The sequence below is a fragment of the Paenibacillus sp. FSL M8-0334 genome, from assembly GCF_038000405.1.
Lineage (GTDB): Bacteria > Bacillota > Bacilli > Paenibacillales > Paenibacillaceae > Paenibacillus_AQ > Paenibacillus_AQ campinasensis.
This window is the reverse complement of the sequence record NZ_JBBOCH010000001.1, coordinates 19656-37951: the sequence shown is the minus strand read 5'-3', so window position 1 is coordinate 37951 and position 18296 is coordinate 19656. Positions and strand designations below refer to the sequence as shown.

Here is an 18296-nt window from a genome sequence, read left to right as displayed (position 1 = left end):
CCGATGCCTTGGAAAGAGATATGGGAAAGTCACAGAGGACGGATTGTCGGTGTTACCGGAGGCATTGTTTGCGGACTGATTTACTTAATATCCGGTTTTTGGGATATGCTGTTCTTTGCATTAGTGGTTTTTATCGGCTATGTGTTTGGGAAACGCAAGGACCTGAAGCAAGGCTCCCTGTTCCATTGGCAGGAATGGGGGCGCTGGCTGTCGGAGCGTTGGCGGCCGTTTAAATGAACCCGTGATAGCTTTCTCCGAAAAATGCTGGGACAGGCTGCAGGCTCGCCCTTTTTTGCGGAGTGGCTGTCTACGGGTTTTTTTAGTTTAAGGAATTGATCATACTAATCAGAAAAATGGATTTGGATTTTACAAGGTCCACAGGAGGAACAAGATGAAGAGACGTGTAGCTAGAGAGATCGCCGTTCAAAGCCTTTATCAGATGGAGATGAACGAAGTCGACAGCATGGAGGCTGTAACGATGCTGCTCTCGGAGGCGGCCGAAGAAAATGAGACCGAGCGGGTCATCGGTGATGAAGTGCTGCTGAAGGAGTATGTGCTGCAGCTTGTAAACGGAACATGGAATTCCAGGGAAGCCATCGATGAACTGCTGGCTCATTATTTAAAAGGCTGGCAGGTGAGTCGTCTTTCCCGTGTGGATCGCCAAATATTGCGTCTGGCTGTCTATGAGCTGACCCAGGCCGAGGATGTGCCTGGCAAGGTGGCCGTCAACGAAGCGATTGAGCTGTCCAAGCATTTTGGCACAGAGGATTCGGGGAAATTCGTGAACGGGGTGCTTGGCCGGATGATCCAGGAGCTGGATCGCGTCAAGGAAAAGCTGCAGCAATTGTAATGTCAAACGCATAGCATCACTATGGATCAGCGGTTTCATTTATTTGAAATGGAGGAGAGATTAGGATGACAGCAGCAACGATTATTAGCGGTAAACAGGTTTCCCAGGAAATTCGGGAGGGCATTGCTCTAGAGGTTCAGGAATTGTCCAAGCAGGGGGTTCGCCCGGGCTTGGCGGTGATTCTTGTCGGCGATGATCCGGCTTCCCATGTATACGTACGCAATAAGGAAAAAGCATGTCATGACCTCGGGTTCTACTCGGAAGTCCATCGCCTCCCGGCAGATTCCACCCAGGAAACCGTGCTTGCCCTGGTGGACAAGCTGAACAAGCAGTCTTCCATTCACGGCATTCTGGTTCAGCTGCCGCTGCCGAAGCATATTCATGAGAAGTCCGTTATCGACGCGATTGCGGTGGAAAAGGACGTGGACGGCTTCCATCCGGTGAACGTCGGCAATCTCGTGATCGGCGACGACAGCCTTCTGCCGTGCACGCCGGCTGGTGTGATTGAGCTGATCAAACGCACCGGAATTGAAATTTCCGGCAAGCATGCGGTTGTCATCGGCAGATCGAATATCGTGGGCAAACCGGTATCGCTGCTTCTCCAGCGGGAGAATGCGACCGTGACCATGTGCCACTCCCGCACCGCCAATATGGCTGAATTGACGCGTCAGGCGGATATTCTTGTGGTGGCTGTCGGCCGAGCGAATATGATCGACGCCAGCTATGTCAAGCCGGGAGCCGTTGTCATTGATGTCGGCATGAATCGTCTTGAGAACGGCAAGCTGGCCGGAGACGTTGACTTTGAGAGCGTGAAGGAGGTATCCGGTCCGATTACGCCGGTGCCTGGCGGCGTAGGTCCGATGACCATTACGATGCTGATGCAGAACACTTTGATTGCAGCCAAAAAGTTGAACGGGCTGGTTTAAGATGAGCTCTATGGATCAATCCCGAATACTGACAGTCAAAGATTTGAATCGCTATATCCGCATGAAAATGGAAGGCGATGCGGTGCTGTCGGACGTATGGATTCGCGGGGAGATTTCGAATTTCACCCATCATTCCAGCGGCCATATGTACTTTACGCTGAAGGATGAGGGCAGCCGGATTCGCGCGATTATGTTCGCTACCCACAACCGGCGGCTGCCGTTCATTCCGAAGGAAGGCGCGCGCGTCATTGCGCGCGGCAACGTATCGGTCTATGAACGGGACGGGCAATATCAGTTCTATGCGGTCCAGATGCAGCCTGACGGAATCGGCAGCCTCTATCTGGCGTATGAACAGCTGAAGCAGAAGCTGGAGGAAGAGGGATTGTTCGCTGCCGAGCGCAAGCGACCGCTCCCGAAATTCCCGGAGACCATCGGGGTGATCACCTCTCCGACTGGGGCTGCCGTGCGGGATATAATGATTACGATTCGGCGCCGGTATCCGCAGGCGCGAGCCGTGCTCTATCCTGTGCTGGTACAAGGAAAAGGCGCAGCCCCTTCCATCGTCCAGGCGATCCGGACAATGAATGAGATCGGTGAAGCGGACGTGCTGATCGTCGGCAGAGGCGGCGGCTCGCTGGAGGAATTATGGGCTTTCAATGAGGAAATCGTCGCGCGGGCCATATCCGAATCCGAGATTCCCGTCATTTCGGCGGTCGGGCATGAGACCGACTTTACGATTGCAGACTTTGTGGCCGATCTGCGCGCGGCGACGCCTACCGCAGCCGCCGAACTGGCTGTGCCGAGCAGCGCCGAGCTGGCGGCCCGGCTGAGGCAAAGGCAGCGCCAGCTCGGACAAGCTCTGCAGCAGCGGCTGAAGACGAGCAAGGAGCGGCTGGCGGCGCTGCAGCGATCGCCGGTGCTTGTCTATCCGCGCCGCTACATGCTTCAGCATGCCGAACGGCTGGACATGCTCAGCCTGCGGCTCCAGCGAACGATGAAATCGAAGATGTCGCTGCAGCGCCAGCGCCAGCTGTCCCTGAAGCAGGGACTGATCCGGTTTAATCCCCGGACCCAGCTGGAGACGGCGGCGCAGCGCAGGGAAGCGTCCACGCGGCAGCTGGTCTCGGCGATGCAGTCCATGATGAAAGAGAAGACATCCAAACTGCAATCTGAAATCCGGCATCTGGATGCGCTGAGTCCGCTGAAAATTATGTCCAGAGGTTACAGTCTCGTATACGATGAACAAGAGAAGCATCTCGTGAAATCGCTGGACGACGTGCAGCTCGGCGATCTGGTTCATGTCCGGGTCAGCGACGGCCGGCTTCAGTGTCAGGTGTGGGGAATGAAGGAGGAGAACAGTCGTGACAAGTGAGAAGGAAGTAAGCTTTGAAGAGGCGATGATGCAGCTGGAGGAGATCGTTGAACAGCTTGAAGACGGTGATGTTCCTCTGGAGAAGGCGATCGATTTGTTCCAGAAGGGAATGAAGCTGTCCCAGATGTGCAGTCAGAAGCTGGAGCAGGTCGAGCACAAAATTGAGATGATCATTGAGGAAGGCGGGGAGCTGAAACGCAAGCCGTTTAAAGGGGCTCTCGATGAGACAGGTGATCTTGGTGAATAACGGCAGACCGTCCTTTAACCAATATATGAGCAGCATTTCAGACCGGGTTGCAACCGAATTGACGCATGTCCTTCCCGGGGCCTGGGATGTACCGGACTCTCTACGCGAATCGATGACATACTCCTTGATGGCCGGCGGCAAGCGTCTCCGGCCGCTTCTGGTCGTGGCTGCTTGTGAAGCAGGAGGAGGCAGTGCGGAAGCGGCGATTCCGGTGGCTTGCGCTGTGGAGATGGTGCACACTTACTCGCTCATCCACGATGATCTTCCTGCGATGGATAATGATGATTTCCGGCGGGGCAAGCCGACCAATCACAAGGTGTTTGGGGAGGCGACAGCCATTCTAGCAGGGGATGCGCTGCTGACCCATGCTTTCTATATGGTGGTTCAGAGTGCGAGGAAGTTCGGGGTTCCGGCAGAGCGTGTGCTGTCCATCGTGGAGGATCTGGCGGAGTATGCAGGCCCAAGGGGCATGGTCGGCGGGCAGGTGGCCGATATGGAAGGGGAGCAAGGCATCACGAAGCTGGAGGAACTGGAATACATTCATCTGCACAAAACGAGCGATCTGATCATGTTCTCCCTCATCGCAGGAGGCAGAGTGGCCGGCTGCTCGGAGCGCCAGATTGAAGCGCTGCGCGCATTCGGTCAGCGAATCGGTCTTGCCTTTCAGATCCAGGATGACATTCTGGATCTGATTGGGGATGAAGCCAAGCTTGGGAAGAGCACGCAGAGTGATGTGAAGCAGCAGAAGGTTACATATCCTTATTTTATCGGCCTCGAGGCTTCCAGGCTTGAAGTGGGGCGGCTGACAGACGAAGCGAAGACGCTGATTAAGGAAGCGGGACTTGAGGCTCCGGACAGATTGCTGGAAATCGCCGATTTTCTAATGTCGCGCGATCACTGAGGCCGCTTTACATGCAAACGGTTTTTTTGTGATATAATGTCTTTATGTGATTTTACAATATTGCAAAATTCGATTCCGTGTTTGCAATGCGGTACGATAGCATATGGCATCTGAATTCGAAAACTTATTTAGAAGGAAAGCGGGGGGATTCTCGTGCTGCTTCCGAATATCAATCATCCGAAACAACTGAAGAATTTGACTGTAGACCAATTGAATGATCTGGCTGGGGAAATCCGCCGGTTCCTGATTGAGAAGCTGTCAGTGACCGGAGGGCATCTCGCGCCGAATCTGGGAGTAGTTGAGCTCACGCTGGCTTTGCATTACTGTTTCGACAGCCCTCAGGACAAGTTGATTTTTGATGTGGGGCACCAGGCTTATGTTCACAAAATCTTGACCGGAAGAATGGACAAATTCGATACGCTGCGCAAGAAGAACGGCCTTTGCGGCTTCGTGAAGCGCTCTGAAAGCGAGCATGACGTATGGGAAGCTGGCCACAGCAGCACCTCACTGTCTGCTGCGATGGGCATGGCGATGGCCAGGGATTTGAAAGGTGAGGACAACCGGGTCATCGCGCTCATCGGCGATGGTGCGCTTACGGGCGGCATGGCGTTTGAGGCGCTGAACCATATCGGCCATGAGAAGAAGAAGCTGATGGTTGTACTTAACGATAACGAAATGTCCATCGCGCCGAATGTCGGTGCGATGCATAATTACTTAAGCAAGATCCGTTCGGACCGCACCTACTTGCGGGCCAAGGATGAAGTTGAAATGCTGCTGAAGAAAATTCCGGCCATCGGCGGCAAGCTTGCCAAAACGGCGGAGAAGATGAAAGACAGCCTTAAATTTGCGATGGTTCCGGGCCGATTGTTCGAGGAGCTTGGGTTCACGTACCTGGGGCCAGTCGACGGCCATGATGTGGGCAAACTGATTGATACGTTTAATCAGGCGGACAACGTGGAGGGGCCTGTGCTGGTTCATGTTGTCACCACCAAAGGGAAGGGCTACAGCCCGGCCGAGTCCGATTCACACAAGTGGCATGGCATTACGCCTTATAAGATTGAGTCCGGGAAGGTGCTCAAGGCAGTAGGAAATCCGATGTACACCGAGATTTTCGGCCAAACGCTGGTCGAACTGGGCGAGCAGGACGAGCGCATTGTCGCTGTCACACCGGCGATGCCGGGCGGTTCCGGGCTCATTCCGTTCGGGAAGACATTTCCGGAACGGATGATCGACGTCGGCATTGCCGAGCAGCATGCGGCCACGCTTTGCGCTGCGCTTGCCATGGAAGGAATGAAGCCGGTGTTTGCCGTGTATTCAACCTTTATGCAGCGTGCCTACGATCAGATCGTGCATGATATTTGCCGTCATAACGCCAACGTGATGTTCGCGATTGACCGGGCAGGATTTGTCGGGGCGGATGGCGAGACGCACCAGGGCGTATACGATATCGCCTTCATGCGTCATATTCCGAATATCGTGCTGATGATGCCGAAGGACGAGAATGAGCTGCGGCATATGATGAAGACGGCGCTGGATTACGATGACGGTCCGATCGCCTACCGCTATCCGCGCATTCATGGTCGCGGCGTCGAGCTCGACAAGGAGCTTGTCCCGATTCCGATCGGTTCATGGGAAACGGTTCGCGCTGGCGAAGGCTACGCGATTCTGGCAGTCGGGCCGATGGTTCAGCTGGCGGAAGAGGCGGCTGAACTTCTCAAGCGGGAAGGGCTATCGGTGCAGGTCGTTAACGCCCGGTTCCTGAAGCCGCTGGATGAGACGATGCTGAAGGAGCTGGCGGCTAGCGGCACTTCGATGCTGGTGCTGGAAGAAGCTTCGCAGGCAGGCAGTCTCGGAAGCGCGGTGCTGGAGTTTTTTGCGGAACAGGAATTGTTTGATACCGTTGTTTCACTTATGGGCATTGAAGACCGCTTTATCGAGCACGGCAGCATTCCGGAGCAGCGCGAAGAGGTTGGGCTAACGCTTGAACAGGTATGTAACAGAATTCGCAGCTTCAAGACTTCGCGGGCATCTACCTTGGGGAAGCGAAGCCTGATGTCTTAGGCGGTTTAGGAGATATAGATGGATTCAACACAAAAGGAACGCATTGATATATTGCTTGTGGAGCAAGGATTTTACGATAGCAGGGAGAAAGCGAAGGCCGCGATTATGGCCGGGCTGGTCTATGCGGGCAGTGAACGCATTGAAAAGGCGGGCACCAAGCTGCCGAGAAACACAGAGCTGCGGGTAAAAGGGGCGGTGCACCCTTATGTCAGCCGGGGCGGGCTCAAGCTGGAGAAAGCGCTGAAGGAGTTTGGCATTGCGATGGACGGGCGGACGATGCTGGACATCGGCGCATCCACCGGTGGATTTACCGACTGCGCCCTGCAGCATGGCGCCGGATATGTATATGCCATCGATGTCGGGTACAACCAACTGGACTGGTCGCTGCGCAATAATGAGCGGGTATGTGTCATGGAGCGGACCAATTTCCGGTACATGACGCCCGAGGACCTGAAGGGGCCGGCACCGGACTTTGCAAGCATTGATGTGTCGTTTATCTCGCTGCGGATTATTCTGCCGCCACTGAAGGCGCTGCTCGGCAGGCCTGGTGATGTGGTGGCGCTGATCAAGCCCCAATTCGAGGCGGGACGCGAGAAGGTTGGCAAATCCGGGGTTGTTCGCGATCCGAAGGTGCACAAGGAAGTGCTAACCGAGGTGCTGACCTTTGCCAGTCAGATCGGCTTTGCACTGCAGCATTTAACCTTCTCTCCGATTACCGGAGGGGAAGGAAATATCGAATTCCTGGCCCACTGGCGATTAGAGCCGGAGGGCCCTGAAGTTACGGAAGAACCGCTTCAGGAATCCGGACAAGCGCCGGCGGATTTAGCGGAACGGATTGCAGCCGTTGTGCAGCAGGCAGCTCATACTTTCACAGGAAACTCATCGAAATGATGGGTTTCTTTTGCTGAAAAAGAGGAATTTATGTTCCCATTCTCGAATACAAAAGTCGAGGTGAGGGGATGAGTGAAAGTTACGATTGGTTGTTAATGATATTGCTGGGCATCATCATCTTGCTGCTGATTGGCTATCAGCTGAACCGCTGGCTGATGTCGCCTGAGCCTGATCATTTGCCGGGTGTGCCGATCAACGAGCGAATTCCAGATCACCCAGCGATTGCACTGCTGGAGCAAGAGGGATATGAAGTCGTAGGGGGAAAAGTAAAAATAAATCTTACCTTCGATACGGACGAGCGTCCAATCCACAGTCGGCTGTTTATCGATTATATCGCTTCCGGCGAGAACGGAGAGCTGTATTTGGTCAAGCTGGCACGTGAACGGCTGCCTGTCGATTGGACGGGGGCAGGGATTCGAGACCGATTAATGCCGTTCCTTCTGCTGTACCCGGAATGTGAAGGGTTGCTGTATGTGGACACCCACGCGCACAGCGTCCATCGTCTGAACATGGAGTGGTCAGATGAGGAATGGGCAGGCAATGAGGATTGACGATGACCAAGTTTATTTTTACAGGAGGATTTTTCGGACATGAAAGGACAACGACATATCAAGATCAGGGACATTATTACACATCAGGATATTGAAACCCAGGATGAATTGGTGGAGGCGCTGCGGGCCGAAGGGTTCCAGGTGACACAGGCTACGGTGTCGCGAGATATTAAGGAACTGCTGCTGATCAAGGTTCCGACTGATGACGGGCGTTACAAATATTCCATGCCGACAGATCAGCGGTACAATCCGGTGCAAAAGCTGAGGCGGGCGTTGGTCGACAGCTTTGTATTTATCGATCGGACCGGCAATTTGGTTGTGATGAAATGTTTGCCGGGAACGGCGAATTCCGTTGCAGTGCTTCTCGATAATATGGAATGGTCTCATGTGATGGGGACGATCAGCGGAGATGACACCATTTTGCTCATCTGCCGGTCTGAGGAAGACGGGAAGCAGGTAGTCGAGCAAATTAACAGCTATATTTCTTGATGGATGCAGTTACGATTTGGAGGTGTTAGCGATGCTGGTTACGTTGTCCATTCGCAATCTCGCCGTTGTGGAAGAGGTGGACGTGCATTTTTATCCGGGATTTCATGTGCTGACAGGGGAGACGGGTGCGGGGAAATCGATTGTCATCGACGCGCTCGGTCTGATTGCCGGAGGCCGAGGTTCCGCGGATCTGATTCGTTACGGAAGTGAGAAGGCGGAGATCGAGGCGCTGTTTGACCTGCCTGCTGCTCATCCGGTCTGGGATACGCTCGGGCGGCTCGGCATTGAAGCGGACCCGGCGGAGCATTTGCTCATCAGAAGGGAACTGACCTCCCAGGGGAAAAGCACCTCTCGGATCAATGGTCAAATGGTCAATCTGAGCATGCTGCGGGAGGTGGGCGAGAAGCTGATTAACATCCACGGCCAGCATGAGCACCAAAGCCTGCTTCGGCCGGAGCAGCATATGACCTTGCTGGATACGTATGGGGAAGCGGTGATCGGGCCTGCCAAACGGAAGTATCAAGCGCTGTTCGCTGAATTCAGCAAAGTGGAGAAAGAGCTGAAGGAGCTTCAGGAAACGAGCCAGAAGGCGTATCAAATGCTGGATATGTATCGCTTTCAGCTGGAGGAGATTGCGGCCGCCAAGCTGAAGGTCGGAGAGGATGAACTGCTGCAGGAAGAGCGGCTGAAGCTGTCCCATAGCGAGAAAATGATGGATGCTGTAGCCGGTTCGTATGATCTGCTGTACGGCCCGCAGGGCCTGGAGACGATCAGCAGGGCGATCACCCGCCTGCAGGATGTCGTTTCTTATGATGAGAAAGGTCTCAAGCCAGTTGTTGAACAGCTGCAATCTGCTTATTATCAGCTCGAGGATGCGGTGTTTCAGCTGCGCGACTATCGGGATGACATTGAATTCAATCCGGAACGGCTGGATGAGATAGAACATCGCCTTGATATGATTACCGGTTTGCGGCGAAAATATGGGGATAATGTGGAGCAGATTCTGGAATACTACGGTAGAATTCAACAGGAGACCGAGCTTCTGGAAAACAAGGATGAGGTGCTGCAGGGTCTTGAGAAGCGGCGGGATGAGCTGCTGAGCGTACTGCTGCAGGCTGCCAGAGAGCTCAGCACGGCTCGGAGGGAAAGCGCGAGAAAGCTGGCCCGAGCGGTTGAGCGGGAGCTGAAGGATCTGCAGATGGAACGGACTTCATTTGATGTGCGGCTCGAACTGGTTCAAGATGCGAACGGCTATGAATACGAAGGACAGCGCATCCGCCTGACGCGTCAGGGAATGGATAACGCTGAGTTTTTGATTTCAGCCAACCCTGGCGAGCCGCTCCGTCCACTCGCGAAAATTGCTTCCGGCGGGGAAATGTCGCGTATAATGCTGGCGATGAAGAGCATTTTTGCTCGACATGATCAGATTCCGGTCCTTATCTTTGATGAGGTGGACACCGGTGTGAGCGGCAGAGCGGCGCAGTCGATTGCGGAGAAGCTGTTTGTGCTGGCCAAGACATGCCAGGTGTTCTCCATCACTCACCTTCCACAGGTGGCGTGTATGGCGGATCATCAGTATTTAATTGAGAAGAAGCTGGAGCAATCCCGAACGCGAACCCAGGTCGAGCACTTGAGCGATCAGGGAAGAGTGACCGAACTTGCCCGTATGCTTGGAGGCGTGGAAATCACGGAGAAGACACTTCATCATGCCCAGGAAATGCTCAATCTGGCGGCAGCGCAAAAGGCTTCCAGAACGGCTTCGGGTCAATGATTAACAGTTATAAAAGCTTAGGGGCAGGGTAACTTAAAGGTACGCAATTGGCGACCACCTTTTCGTCAAGCGAAAGAAGAAAAAGGGAGCGTGACAGCCATTGAAGCCTAACATCAGGAAAAAACTGCTCGGTTTCCTTCTTGCTTTCCTTCTCTGTTTCCTTGGCACTGCCGAGCCTGTCCAATCTTTTGTTTCTTTGCCCGATGAAGTGAGACTGTTTACCGGCCAGCAGGCCCATCTGGATGTGGATATGCCGGTGCAGGCACTTGCCTCGGTCGACAGGCCGGATATCCTGCAGCTGAATGGTTCCGGCAAGACATCTCTCCTTGCATCAAAACAACCGCTTCACCTGCAGCCCCAGCAGATCGGCAGAGCTGCGGTCACCCTGAAATTATTTGGCAAGATCCCTGTCAAAACTGTTCACGTGGATGTAGTGCCTGAACTGAAGGTCATTCCTGGGGGACAGACCATTGGCGTCAAAGTCAAATCATCCGGTATTATTGTTGTCGGACATCATCTGGTTCATGCCGAGAATGGCGCAAGGGTATCACCCGGGGAGTCAGCCGGATTAAAGCTGGGCGATCTTCTGACCCATATGGATGGGAAGCCGCTGAATGATGTAACCAAGGTCGCCGACATTGTGGAGAAAGCAGGTAAAAACAAACGGCCTCTTGATATTACATTTAAACGCAGCGGGAAAGTCATGAAGACAAAGCTGAACCCGGCCTTTGATGAAGAGGACAAATCGTGGAGACTTGGTCTGTACATCCGCGATTCAGCCGCTGGTGTAGGGACGCTGACCTTTTATGATCCAGAGCACAAGGTTTACGGTGCGCTTGGGCATGTGATCACAGACATGAACACCCAGACCCGCATTGAGGTAGGCAGCGGAAATATTGTTCAGTCGAACGTCACCTCCATCTCCAAGAGCGAGGAGGGTGATCCTGGGGAGAAGCGGGCTTCCTTTGCTAAGGATGGAAAAGTGCTTGGCAATGTTGAACGAAACACCCAGTTTGGCATCTTCGGCAAAATGGATGAAAAACCGGCGCAAGGCGTGTATAAGGAGCCGATTCCGATTGCGTTTGCCCATGAAGTGAAGCCTGGACCGGCCGAAATTTTGACGGTAGTGGAAGGGGAGCAGGTAGAGCGCTTCTCTGTGGAGATTGTTCATGTATCCAAGCAGGACGCCCCGGCGACCAAAGGGCTTGTACTGCGAATTACGGATCCGAAGCTGTTACAGAAGACAGGCGGAATCGTGCAAGGGATGAGCGGCAGTCCAATTGTTCAGGACGGCAAGCTGATCGGAGCAGTGACCCATGTGTTTGTCAACGATCCGAAATCGGGGTATGGATGCTTTATCGAATGGATGCTGCAGGACTCCGGCGTCCTTCCGTCTCGCGAAACATCAGTTCACCAAAATCTTGAGGCAGGTTAATGCCTTGAGATTTTTTTTTGTCGTAAAAAGACGAAAATGATCCTAATTTGACGCAAATAATAAATTATAAATCAAGATTAAAAAAAAATAAAGAAAAATAATTTTCGACAGAAGGAATTTAAATGTGGCTGTCGAAAGTTTAAAATACAAGAAAAGAAAATCAAAATGACTACTGATCAGATAAAGGAGGAGCAAGAATTGCAAAAAATTGAAGTTTTATTAGCAGACGACAACCGTGAATTCACGAATTTGCTTGGCGAATACATTTCGGATCAGCCCGATATGGTTGTATCTGGTATTGCCTACAACGGCGAGGAAGTATTGAATATGATCGAGGAAGCCGGTAAGGTTCCGGATGTGTTGATCCTTGATATTATCATGCCTCATCTGGACGGTCTCGGTGTGCTTGAACGCCTTCGCGATATGAACTTGTCTCCTCAGCCTAAAGTCATTATGTTAACGGCATTTGGTCAGGAAAATATTACGCAGCGTGCGGTTCAGCTCGGCGCTTCCTATTACATCCTGAAGCCGTTTGACATGGAAGTGCTCGCAAGCCGTATTCGCCAGCTGGTGGGCGCTCCGAGCGGTCTGTCCTCCAGCACGCCGTTCACCTCGGCGAACAAATCCAATGTGGTACCGATGGGCAAAGGCAAAAATCTGGATGCCAACATTACATCGATCATACATGAAATCGGTGTGCCTGCGCATATTAAAGGATATCAGTATTTGCGCGAAGCGATCACGATGGTGTACAACAACATTGAAATTTTGGGCGCCATCACCAAAACACTGTATCCGGCCATTGCCGAGAAATTCAAAACAACTCCGTCTCGCGTAGAGCGTGCGATCCGACATGCGATCGAGGTGGCCTGGACACGCGGCAATATCGACTCAATCAGCCATCTGTTCGGCTACACCATCAACATCAGCAAATCCAAGCCAACCAACAGCGAGTTCATCGCGATGGTGGCAGACAAGCTGAGAATCGAGCATAAAGTGTCGTGAAAGGGTGATGGGACGCGGAAATCGGATGATGACTAGCACGCGGTTTGCGTAAAATTATAGGACGGACACATCGAAGTGATGGTGCTCGGTCTGCGATTCATTGGTTATCTAGTCGATCTCATGTTTCTGTGTTTATTATCAGAACTTTCATTACGCATATTTGCTGCTGAAATGATACCAAATAACGAATAGCGCCATCTCTTCGAGGTGGCGCTTGTTTGTTATTTCATGCAGCAGCAGAATCATTTTAACTACTGTCTACTTGGACGAGAGTTTTATTCTTCGAACAGCTGCTACAAATAATATAGCTTAAACACAATATCCTGATTGTGATTGCCGAATTTCTTGCCGAAGAGGGTGGCTCCGCCAACGTGCTCGGCATCTTCTTTCACTTCGATACGAAAACTCCAGCGATCACAGGTGGTGTCCAAATCATTGACGGAGACCGGAGACAGCGGGTCGCCGTCAATATAGGTGCCGTGGCTGGTAATCCGGATCGTCTTGAGCAGGCCGTACTGGTTAATGTTGCTTGGCCACCATTCGGGGGTGAGTTTGCCCCTCGTATCAGCGAAATCACCGGGACTCGTCCATGTGCCGAGCTCTATACCGTTCAGGGAGAAGGTGATGTCCGACGGCCATACATCGTTGGCAAACGGGAACTCGGAAGCGATCTCCAGGCTGATCTCAAACTGCTGCAGTTTCTCGTCCTTCTTCAGAAAGTTGGTCACGTTATACTCCACATACCCCTCTGTAAACCATAAAATCTCCGCATCCACCCGCTTCGGGTCCATAAAGTATTTCGGCTCGTCCACCGGGCCGACAAAATCCTTCTCCGTTGCCAGACCGCAGGTTGGCTTCAGATCATAATCCGTGTAGTGGCCGATCGGCACCGACGTTTCATAGGACGCATAGGAATGGAATATTTTCTTCGGAAAATTAATTTCGATATGATCGACCTTCAGAATCGAAATTTTTTGCCGCCCCGATTTCCCCGGGACAAGCTCTGTCTTAATAATGCCCGCATCCTCCAGCTTCTGGATATGCTTCGTGACAATCGCGCTGCTGATCTGCAGCTCCTTCGCCAAATCTTTGATGTTCATTTTATTTTTGGAGAGCAATTGGATGATTTTCAAACGCACTTCACTGGCCAGCGCTTCATAAACGATAAGCGAGGATTGATCAATTTCAAGCTGCATGCGATCACTTCTTTCTCTAGGATTACTTGTGGCGTAACACCATCTATGTATAAGTTAATCATAACACAAATTTGATTAACTAGTATATAAATCACTAGTTGGAAATCATCGATTACAACTCATTTTAGTTAACTAATATATTAATAATAATAAAATAAACACGATTAAGTTTACAAAAACATTATTGACAACGCTTTCAATCTGCCTGTATACTGAACCAAAAGTTGTTTTATATCTGCTTTGGTGTTGGCTTTTGTTAATCAAGAACTAAATCAATGACTGGAGGAGAGCAAATTGAAAAAAAGATGGGGGATCACCTTGGTGGTTTTGGCCATATCGGCCATGCTAACCGCTTGCGGCGGAGATGACAAAAATACGATTACATTCTGGACACCGCTGACAGGAGAAGACGGCAGTTATATGGATCAGCTTGTTAAGGAATACAACGATACCAATCCCGAGATCAAAGTGAAACATGTCATTACGTCCGATATGTACACGAAAATTTCGACGGTGCTGAACTCCGGCAAAGGCGTTCCGGATCTGGCCATTATCCACGCCGACCGTGTGCCGGGATTTGTCAGACAAGGGGTGCTGGAGCCGATGACCGCGGTGATGGAAGCCCAGCCGGAATTGAAAGAGGACAATTATCTGCCTCAAGCCTGGACGACCGGCAACATCGATGGCGTTCAATACACCGTCCCGCTCGATATTCACAGCAATGTGATGTATTACAACAAGGATCTGTTACAGAAATACAACGCTGAGGGCTTTCTGGACGACAACGTTGTCACCATTGATGAAATGCTGTCCCTGCAAGGCAAGCTTGAAGAGGGCGATTATGTGGTGAACGACGCGCTGCTTGGCTGGGTTATTATGGCCCAGATTCAGAACCTGGGCGGAGACATTCAAGAGAACGGGCAGCCTGCGGTCAATACAGAAGCGATGAAGCAGGCGTTTCTGGAAGTGAAGAAGATTGCAGACGCCGGGTTGATGACGCCATTTGGCGAGGATGGATATCTGATGTTCCAGGCGGGGAATGTCCTGTTTTCCACAGACGGCACCTGGTCTTCGACAGCCCATGCGAGTGTGGAGGGTTTAAACTTCGATGTGACGAACATCTATTCTACCTCTGCCGACAAATTCACCAACCGCGCTTCCTCCCATCTGTTTGCCATGCTGAAGAATGACAACCGCACGGACGAGAAAGAGCAAGGGATCGGGGAATTTCTAGAGTTCATTCGCCAGAACTCGATGGAATGGGCCAAGGCGGGCCAGATTGTAGCGAGTAAACAGGTCATTGAAAATCCGGAATACGAGAACTACATTCAATCCTTCTTTACCTCGAATGAGGACGAGATTAAATCGCTGTATATCTACACCTACGAATATTATCCGTATGTAGCCGAAGCGGTGGATACGTATGCTGCCGACATCGTTCGGGGGAACGTAGACCTGGATGAGACGCTGCAGACGATGCAGAAGTTTGTGGAGGATAAAATTGCCGAGGGCAACACTCAAGGGGAATGAGTAGCTGCAGATGACATGAATAGCATGAGCAGGAGTGCCGCTCCATCAGAGCGGTGCTCCTCCACTAAAAGGAGAAATGTCAGGTTATGAATAGGAAATCCTTTGCACCTATTTTCTTTGTAGGACCTCATTTCATATTGTTTATCATTTTTATCTGTCTGCCGACCATCTATGGGATATACGCTTCGTTTACCAAATGGAATCTGATTAATGATCCGGTATGGGTTGGCCTTGATAATTATCGGACGATATTGTCAGACACGAGCTCGACCTTCTATACCCAGTTCTTTAACGGCTTGAAGAATACGTTGATTTTTGTAGGCCTGAGCGTGCCGATACTGATTGCATTGCCGCTGATGATTGCGGTTGCGCTGGAGCATAAACAGGTGAAGCTGAAGGGCTTCATCCAGGCTGTGCTGTACATCCCTGGGCTTATCTCGATTTCCGCTGCGGCGCTCATCTGGCTGTTGATCTTTAACAAGCAGCTTGGCATTACGGGCAATGTGTTCGGCTCAGAGACAGTGTGGGCAGCGAACCAGCCTTACGCCTGGATTATCATCATCGTCATTACGGTGTGGGGCGGCGTCGGAGGCAACATGATCATCTATCGCGCCTCGATCAGCGGGGTATCCAAAGAGCTGTATGAGTCAGCCGAGATGGATGGCGCGGGTCCGATCCGCCGCTTTACGAGCATTACCCTGCCCTCGATTCGCTTCCCGCTCATCTATACGTTTGTGATGACGACCGCCGGCGCTTTCAACGTGTTCGGTCAGCCGCTTATGATGACGGACGGGGGACCGAGACAGAGCACGACCGTGCTGATGATGTATATTCGCCAGCTGGCCTTTGGTCATGGGGAATCGATTGCCGGCATGGCGTCTGCGATGGCGGTTCTGCTTGGCTTGGTCATCCTGGTCATCTCGGCGCTGCAGTACTATGTGATGAACCGGAATGCTTCGTAAAACTTGCGGCGGCAGTTATGTGGATTTTGCAAAATGCTGAATAAGTGAAAGAAGGCGGTGCAAGTGAATGTCCAACCAAGTGCTCAACAATACAGGGGCTGAAGTGCAGATCAAATCTCCCGTACAACAACCGCTGCAGGGCAAGCGTTTTCCGATATCCAAATATATCGCTTATCTGTTTCTCACTGTCCTGTGCGTGATCTGGATCATTCCCGTCATCTTCGGGATTACGACATCCTTTCGTTCCCAGGCTGAGGTGGTATCAACCGGCTTCAGGCTGCTTCCGGTGAACTGGATCCTGGATAACTATGTGACGATCCTGAATAACACGTCAACGGCACCTATCCTGCGGTGGCTGGTTAACTCGATATTCATTGCGACAACACATACGGCACTGGTCATCGTGATCATATCCATCACCGGCTATGGTTATGCGCGGATGAATTTTAAAGGCCGGGATACGCTGTTTTTTACCCTGCTCGGCATTTCTTTCTTTCCAGGAGTCGTGAACCTGATTCCTTCCTACAAGATCATTGATGCGTTCGGCTGGGTGAATACGGAATGGGCGATGATTATACCCGGTCTGGCTGGTATGGGTAATATTTTTCTGGTCAGGCAGTTCATGAAGGGCATTCCGAAGGATCTGGATGAATCCGCCAAAGTAGACGGCGCGGGAGATTTCAGAATTTATTTCTCGGTCATTTTGCCTCTGATTAAGCCGGTGCTGATCGTGTGCGGACTGTTCTCGTTCACAGGCTCCTGGAACGACTTCCTGTGGCCCGTCATCGTCTATACCGATGTTGATAAAATGCCGGTAACGGCGGGACTGCTGCTGCTCCAGGATATTTACGGCAATTACCGGCTGATCGGCCAGCTGATGGGCTCCGCGATTCTGGCAATCATCCCGACACTGCTGCTGTTTCTGTTCGCGCAAAAATATTTTGTACAGTCGATTAACCTGAATGCTGGCATCAAGGGCTAGCCGATCTATAGAACAAGAAAATAGGAGAGAACACCATGATCCATGAAAATAAACAAATCAATATTCAAAATCCGCTCATTGAACAGCGGGCCGATCCGTGGATATACAAGCATACGGACGGATATTATTACTTTACCGCTTCGGTTCCGGAGTATGACCGGATTGAGCTCAGACGCTCCTTGACCATTCAAGGGCTAGCAGAAGCGCCGGCCGTCACGGTCTGGAGAAAGCATGAATCGGGCTGCATGAGCGCTAACATCTGGGCGCCGGAACTGCATGCTGTGGATGGGAAATGGTACATTTATTTTGCGGCTGCCCATACGTCGGATACACGGGACGGGCTGTTCGACCATCGCATGTTCGTGCTGGAAAATGCGGCTGAGAACCCGCTTGAAGGCAACTGGATGGAAAAAGGACAGGTCAAAACAAAGTGGGAATCCTTCTCGCTGGATGCGACAACGTTCGAGCACCGAGGCGTCCGGTATTATGTCTGGGCCCAGAAGGACCCGAACATTCCGGGCAACTCGAATCTGTACATTTCGCGGATGGAGAACCCGTGGACGCTTTCAGGGGAGCAGTTATGCCTGTCCATTCCGGAGTATGACTGGGAGAAGATCGGCTTCTCTGTCAACGAAGGAGCAGCGGTGCTGAAGCGAAATGGCCGGATTTTCATGACCTATTCCGCAAGTTCTACCGGTGAACATTATTGCATGGGGATGCTGACCGCGGATGAGAACAGCGATCTGCTTGATCCATCCTCATGGAGCAAGTCGCCGGTGCCGGTGTTTGCCACCTCAGAGGTGAATCGTCAATACGGGCCGGGGCATAACAGCTTTACGGTGTCGGAGGATGGCTCGCTCGACCTGCTGGTCTATCACGCCAGAAGTTACAAGGAGATTGAAGGTGATCCGCTCTACGACCCGAACCGCCATACGCGCGTGCAGGCGATAAGCTGGAATGAAGACGGGACGCCGAACTTTGGTGTGCCAAGACCGGATACACGCTAAAGCCTATCATCTGACGGCAACGCCGTTGTCTTCGCTCATTGACGAAAGGTCAGTGGTGTGGACACGGCGTTTTCCTTTGCTTGCGTGAACGTCATGCTTTGGATTTTTGAACCAAATGGG

At 52.0% G+C, this 18296-nt stretch carries 18 protein-coding genes; 17 read left to right on the top strand and 1 reads right to left on the bottom strand.

The genetic code is table 11. The features are described from left to right. Nucleotides 1-3 precede the first annotated feature (3 nt). From MKX64_RS00205 to spo0A, 13 genes are all read left to right on the top strand, one after another. Entirely contained in the window at nucleotides 4-237 is a 234-nt protein-coding gene (locus MKX64_RS00205; RefSeq protein WP_095263409.1) for a DUF2273 domain-containing protein, read from the top strand. Between the two features lie 154 nt (nucleotides 238-391). Continuing rightward, complete coding sequence (gene nusB, locus MKX64_RS00200; protein ID WP_095263410.1) at nucleotides 392-850, top strand: transcription antitermination factor NusB; 459 nt, start codon at nucleotides 392-394, stop codon at nucleotides 848-850. Between the two features lie 65 nt (nucleotides 851-915). Next, complete coding sequence (gene folD / locus MKX64_RS00195) at nucleotides 916-1776, top strand: bifunctional methylenetetrahydrofolate dehydrogenase/methenyltetrahydrofolate cyclohydrolase FolD (protein WP_095263411.1); 861 nt, start codon at nucleotides 916-918, stop codon at nucleotides 1774-1776. Nucleotides 1777-1786: 10 nt separating this feature from the next. Next, a complete protein-coding gene (xseA, locus tag MKX64_RS00190; protein ID WP_095263412.1) occupies nucleotides 1787-3148 on the top strand; it encodes an exodeoxyribonuclease VII large subunit in 1362 nt (453 codons plus the stop codon). Continuing rightward, complete coding sequence (gene xseB, locus MKX64_RS00185; RefSeq protein ID WP_141235825.1) at nucleotides 3138-3395, top strand: exodeoxyribonuclease VII small subunit; 258 nt, start codon at nucleotides 3138-3140, stop codon at nucleotides 3393-3395. Before xseA ends, xseB begins: the two co-directional genes overlap by 11 nt. Continuing rightward, on the top strand, nucleotides 3370-4296 hold the full coding sequence (locus MKX64_RS00180) for a polyprenyl synthetase family protein (protein ID WP_179292053.1): 927 nt from the start codon (nucleotides 3370-3372) through the stop codon (nucleotides 4294-4296). The genes xseB and MKX64_RS00180 overlap by 26 nt, the downstream gene beginning before the upstream one ends. A 153-nt stretch (nucleotides 4297-4449) precedes the next feature. Continuing rightward, nucleotides 4450-6357, top strand: coding sequence for a 1-deoxy-D-xylulose-5-phosphate synthase (gene dxs / locus MKX64_RS00175; RefSeq protein ID WP_095263413.1), 1908 nt, complete (start codon nucleotides 4450-4452; stop codon nucleotides 6355-6357). 18 nt (nucleotides 6358-6375) lie between these two features. Then, on the top strand, nucleotides 6376-7248 hold the full coding sequence (locus tag MKX64_RS00170) for a TlyA family RNA methyltransferase (protein WP_095263414.1): 873 nt from the start codon (nucleotides 6376-6378) through the stop codon (nucleotides 7246-7248). Nucleotides 7249-7316: 68 nt separating this feature from the next. Then, nucleotides 7317-7799 carry a hypothetical protein gene (locus tag MKX64_RS00165; RefSeq protein WP_095263415.1) on the top strand — a complete coding sequence of 161 codons (483 nt, stop codon included), beginning with the start codon at nucleotides 7317-7319 and terminating at the stop codon, nucleotides 7797-7799. Nucleotides 7800-7838: 39 nt separating this feature from the next. Next, nucleotides 7839-8288 (top strand): transcriptional regulator AhrC/ArgR, encoded by a 450-nt coding sequence (ahrC, locus tag MKX64_RS00160; RefSeq protein ID WP_095263416.1) that lies wholly within the window; start codon nucleotides 7839-7841, stop codon nucleotides 8286-8288. 31 nt (nucleotides 8289-8319) lie between these two features. Further along, nucleotides 8320-10059, top strand: coding sequence for a DNA repair protein RecN (recN, locus tag MKX64_RS00155; RefSeq protein ID WP_095263417.1), 1740 nt, complete (start codon nucleotides 8320-8322; stop codon nucleotides 10057-10059). Between the two features lie 100 nt (nucleotides 10060-10159). After that, the gene (gene spoIVB, locus MKX64_RS00150; protein WP_095263418.1) at nucleotides 10160-11494 is read left to right on the top strand and encodes a SpoIVB peptidase; all 1335 of its coding nucleotides are present in this window, start codon (nucleotides 10160-10162) and stop codon (nucleotides 11492-11494) included. A 198-nt stretch (nucleotides 11495-11692) separates the two neighbouring features. After that, nucleotides 11693-12499 carry a sporulation transcription factor Spo0A gene (gene spo0A, locus MKX64_RS00145; protein WP_095263433.1) on the top strand — a complete coding sequence of 269 codons (807 nt, stop codon included), beginning with the start codon at nucleotides 11693-11695 and terminating at the stop codon, nucleotides 12497-12499. Between the two features lie 293 nt (nucleotides 12500-12792). Here spo0A and MKX64_RS00140 read toward each other — a convergent pair whose 3' ends face one another. Beyond that, nucleotides 12793-13695: an ArsR/SmtB family transcription factor gene (locus MKX64_RS00140; protein ID WP_095263434.1), complete on the bottom strand. Its 903-nt coding sequence runs from the start codon at nucleotides 13693-13695 to the stop codon at nucleotides 12793-12795. 342 nt (nucleotides 13696-14037) lie between these two features. Between MKX64_RS00140 and MKX64_RS00135 the strand changes: the two genes are divergently transcribed. The 4 genes from MKX64_RS00135 to MKX64_RS00120 all read left to right on the top strand — a co-directional run bounded on the left by MKX64_RS00135 (nucleotide 14038) and on the right by MKX64_RS00120 (nucleotide 18176). Beyond that, on the top strand, nucleotides 14038-15225 hold the full coding sequence (locus MKX64_RS00135; protein ID WP_155617468.1) for an extracellular solute-binding protein: 1188 nt from the start codon (nucleotides 14038-14040) through the stop codon (nucleotides 15223-15225). 86 nt (nucleotides 15226-15311) lie between these two features. After that, nucleotides 15312-16187 (top strand): carbohydrate ABC transporter permease, encoded by an 876-nt coding sequence (locus MKX64_RS00130; protein ID WP_095263435.1) that lies wholly within the window; start codon nucleotides 15312-15314, stop codon nucleotides 16185-16187. Nucleotides 16188-16254: 67 nt separating this feature from the next. After that, nucleotides 16255-17169: a carbohydrate ABC transporter permease gene (locus tag MKX64_RS00125; RefSeq protein WP_155617371.1), complete on the top strand. Its 915-nt coding sequence runs from the start codon at nucleotides 16255-16257 to the stop codon at nucleotides 17167-17169. A gap of 35 nt (nucleotides 17170-17204) precedes the next feature. Beyond that, nucleotides 17205-18176 carry a glycoside hydrolase family 43 protein gene (locus MKX64_RS00120; RefSeq protein WP_155617372.1) on the top strand — a complete coding sequence of 324 codons (972 nt, stop codon included), beginning with the start codon at nucleotides 17205-17207 and terminating at the stop codon, nucleotides 18174-18176. Nucleotides 18177-18296 lie beyond the last annotated feature (120 nt).